The 3,421-nt window shown below is 65.7% G+C and carries 4 protein-coding genes and 2 pseudogenes; all 6 read right to left on the minus strand.

The window, feature by feature from the left end:
* Positions 1-183 (minus strand): annotated as a pseudogene (locus tag EOA60_RS24670) (oxidoreductase); the annotation flags it as partial.
* Between the two features lie 11 nt (positions 184-194).
* Complete coding sequence (locus EOA60_RS24675; RefSeq protein ID WP_095824995.1) at positions 195-905, minus strand: SDR family oxidoreductase; 711 nt, start codon at positions 903-905, stop codon at positions 195-197.
* A 279-nt stretch (positions 906-1,184) separates the two neighbouring features.
* Positions 1,185-1,973, minus strand: coding sequence for a FadR/GntR family transcriptional regulator (locus EOA60_RS24680; protein ID WP_164899509.1), 789 nt, complete (start codon positions 1,971-1,973; stop codon positions 1,185-1,187).
* Positions 1,974-2,049: 76 nt separating this feature from the next.
* A complete protein-coding gene (locus EOA60_RS24685) occupies positions 2,050-2,397 on the minus strand; it encodes a RidA family protein (RefSeq protein WP_095824994.1) in 348 nt (115 codons plus the stop codon).
* A 14-nt stretch (positions 2,398-2,411) separates the two neighbouring features.
* A complete protein-coding gene (locus EOA60_RS24690) occupies positions 2,412-3,218 on the minus strand; it encodes an SDR family oxidoreductase (protein WP_095779437.1) in 807 nt (268 codons plus the stop codon).
* Positions 3,211-3,421: pseudogene (locus EOA60_RS24695) on the minus strand (shikimate dehydrogenase); the annotation flags it as partial. The pseudogene EOA60_RS24695 and the gene EOA60_RS24690, both read right to left, overlap by 8 nt.

Below are 3,421 nucleotides of genomic sequence, written 5' to 3' on the forward strand. Positions count from 1 at the left end.
GTCGCAAGCTGCGGCAGCCGTGGGCACGCCCTTGGCTTTCGCCGCGTCGAGAGCGCTCTCAGCGGCTTCCTGGTTGATGTCGATGATGCCGGTCTTTGCCGCCCCGGCCTCCACAGCCATGCGGGCGAGAAGGGCGCCAAGGCCGGCGCCGCCGCCGACGATCAGAACGGAAAGATCCTTCATTGCAGTTTTCCTTACTTGGTGCCGCTGGGCGAGGTCGGCCAGGTCGGCATGATGTCGAAACGGGTAACGTCGGCCCATGCGGGGAGCGCCAGCACAGCGACGACCATCCTGCCCACGTCGTCCGGCTGCACTACTTTTCCGGCGTACATCGCCGCCCGGGCGTCGGCGTCGAGGATGCCTTTGTAGAGCTGCGTCTCGACCCGACCGGCGACGATCTCGGTGACGCGTATGCCGGACGGCGAGAGGTCGGCGCGCAAGGCAGCGGCAAAGCCGGAGATCGCCGCCTTGGTGGCCGAATAGACGGCGATGTTGGAATAGGCCGCGTGGCCGGCGGCGGAGCCGGTGAACAAGATGTGGCCGGACTGGCGCTCGCGCATCTGCGGCACGACGAGGCGGGTGAGCAGGATCGCCGCGCTGAGGTTCACCTCCAACGTGGTGTCGATGTCTGCGATCGTCATGTCGGCGAAATTGCCGAGCGGCGGCATGATGCCGGCGTTGTTGATCAGCACATCGATGGTGAGATCGGCCAGGACCGATTCCAAAGCCTCGCGGTCGGTAACGTCAACGGCGATCGGCAGGATGCCAGGACGCTCGGCCTGCAGTTCTTTCAGCGCCGCCTGGCTGCGACCGACCGCATAGACGTCGTAGCCGGCGTCGCTCAACGCGATGGCGATGGCTCGCCCAATGCCGCTCGTCGCACCTGTGATGAAGGCTGTCGTCACGTGGGCTTCCCCTATTGCCTGATCTTAGTCTGCGGCCTCGACCGGTGCCGCGAAACCAAGAAAAGCAGCAAAAAGGAAAGATAAACTTTCGAGAGCCTTTCCGGCAGCTCAAACGTTCCACGCTGCCTGCGCGGCCTCCAACGCTGCGAACCAAAGGAAAACAATCCCGTCGGCGCGCGGGAGAGGGTTTCCGGTCGCCGGTGGAACAAAAACACGGCTTTCGCAACGCGCGGCAAGTCGCATTCGGTGCTCACGCGAAGGATCGAACCCGTCCCGGCCTTAACCGGCCGTTGGCGCAGGCCTTTTCATTTTGGTGAAGAGCGAGGCTGCGGCGGCCTTTTGCTCCGCGTCGGTCGCCTCGACTCCGGAAGCCCGCGCGAGGGCGCGAACGCGCCCGAGGCTGTTGTGCAGATGCTTGCGCATGGCCTGGCGGGCCTTGCCGCCATCCTGTCTTTCGATGGCATGGACGATGGCTTTGTGCTCGCTGTGGATGCGCGCGTAATAGCTGTCCTTCAGGGCCGGCTCGACGACGTAGCCGAGTTGGAAGCGCGGCACGATCATCGGCCCGAGATAGGCCAGGAAGCCATGGATGAATTCGTTGCGCGCGGCCTTGGCGATCGCGAGGTGGAAATCGTAGTCGTAGTGGATCTGGACCGCTGCCGGGTCGGCCCGCTGCGCGTCGATGTCATCCATCATGGCACGGATGTCGCTCGCCTCCTTGTCGGTGCGGCGTTCGGCGCAGAGCCCGGCGGATTCGACTTCGACGCTCAACCTGAGTTCGCGCAAGGCGATGGTTTCCGGCAAGGTTCTCAGCGCCTCGTCCGGGATCGAGAAATTGCGCGGCACGGGCGTTTCGCTGACGAACATGCCGCGTCCCTGCTGCGGCACCACCATGCCCTCGGAGCGCAGCCGCGCCACGGCTTCGCGCACGACGGTGCGGCTGACATCGTATTCGGCGCAAAGCTCCGCCTCGGTCGGCAGTTGCGCGCCCGGCTGCAACTCACCGGAGCGGATTTTTTCGGCCAGGCTCTCCGCCACGACGGTGGAAAGCGGCTTGCGCTTCGTCATTCAGGCCTTCCGTTCAAGTCCAGACTAGGGCCGTTCAAGTTCAGATTCGGGATGATGCCCGAACCGGCGAGACCATTCAAACCGCCGCGGTGACGATCAGTTCGACCAGCATGCCGGGCTTGGCCATCCGCCCCTCGCCGGAAGAGCGTGCCGGCGCATGCTCTTTCGGCATCCAGGCGTCCCAGACCGCATTGACCTCGTCGAAATCCCGCACGTCGTCCAGCCACATCTGGACGTGGAGGATGCGGGTCTTGTCGGTGCCTGCCGTGGCGAGTAGCGCATCGATCTTGGCGAGCACCTCGCGCATCTGGTCGGCCGCCGGTTGGCCCGGCCTGGCAACCTGGCCGGTCAGGTAGAGCGTGCCGTTGTGGATGACGCCATGATGGATGCGGGTGTCGAAGTCGAAGCGCTGTATATCGCCCACTGGATTCTTCCTCGTCAGATTGCCGGTGTCTGCCGGATGGGATTGCCCTGCAGGTACTGCGCGTACGGCGCCTGGACGAGCCAGCCGGCATCGACGGGCAGCGTAACGCCGGTGATCGACGCGGCACGGTCGGAGCAGAGGAACAGCGCCGCCTCGGCGACATCGCGCGGCTCGACGAAGCGGCGCAGCGCGGTGGTGGCCTGAATCGCTTCCGGGTTGCGTTCGCCCTTGGCGATCCTGGCCTTCAGCCCGTCGGAGAGGGTATAGCCCGGCGCTACGGCGTTCACACGGACTCCATGCGGGCCGAGTTCGGCAGCCAGGATCTGGGTGAGCGCCAGCACTGCATGCTTTCCGGGCGTGTAGGCCGGAAGCGACAGCGGCGCGAAGGAGGCGAGCGAGCCGACATTGAGGATCGCGCCGCGCCCGGCGGCCGACATCAGCCGGCCGAACAGCTGGCAGCCAAGCAGCGTGCCGCGATAGTTGATCCGCCACATCTGCTCGTCTTCGGTGAGGTCCTGGTCGAGCACATGCTTGCCGCTCTGCAGGATGCCGGCGCAGTTGACCACGACATGAGGGGTGCCGAACGCATTGCTGACGTCTTGCGCCAGCGCCTCGACGGAAGCGGGATCGCCGACATCGGTCTGGACAAACACGGCGCGTGGGGCGCCGGCGCTCTCGCAGGCCTCGGCGGCTTCCTTGCCGCGGCTCGCGTCCCGGCCTGCGACGACCACCTGGTAGCCTTCCTCGGCGAAGCGCTCCGCGATAGCGCGGCCGATCCCGGACGTGCCGCCGATGACGACCGCGGTCGAAGCCTCAGCCATTGTGGCGCTCCTTTCGCTCGATGTCGAAGAATGCGGCCATGGCCTCGACCTGGAAATCCATCATCGGGCGTCCGGGCTGGATGCGGCAGCCGATCTCTTTCGCCGCCTTGAGCAGGGCCGTTTCGGCCGGCTCCATGATGATGTCGACCACGGTCATCTCCGGCGTCAGCTTGTTCACATCCATCGGCAGCGGATCGCCGGCC

This window comes from Mesorhizobium sp. M1A.F.Ca.IN.020.06.1.1 (genome assembly GCF_004023265.1).
Taxonomy (GTDB): domain Bacteria; phylum Pseudomonadota; class Alphaproteobacteria; order Rhizobiales; family Rhizobiaceae; genus Mesorhizobium.

Coding starts and splice junctions, on each gene's coding strand:
- EOA60_RS24690 (WP_095779437.1), bottom strand. CDS start 3,218: ATGGCTGAGGCTTCGACCGCGGTCGTCATCGGCGGCACGTCCGGGATC.
- EOA60_RS24680 (WP_164899509.1), bottom strand. CDS start 1,973: ATGACGAAGCGCAAGCCGCTTTCCACCGTCGTGGCGGAGAGCCTGGCC.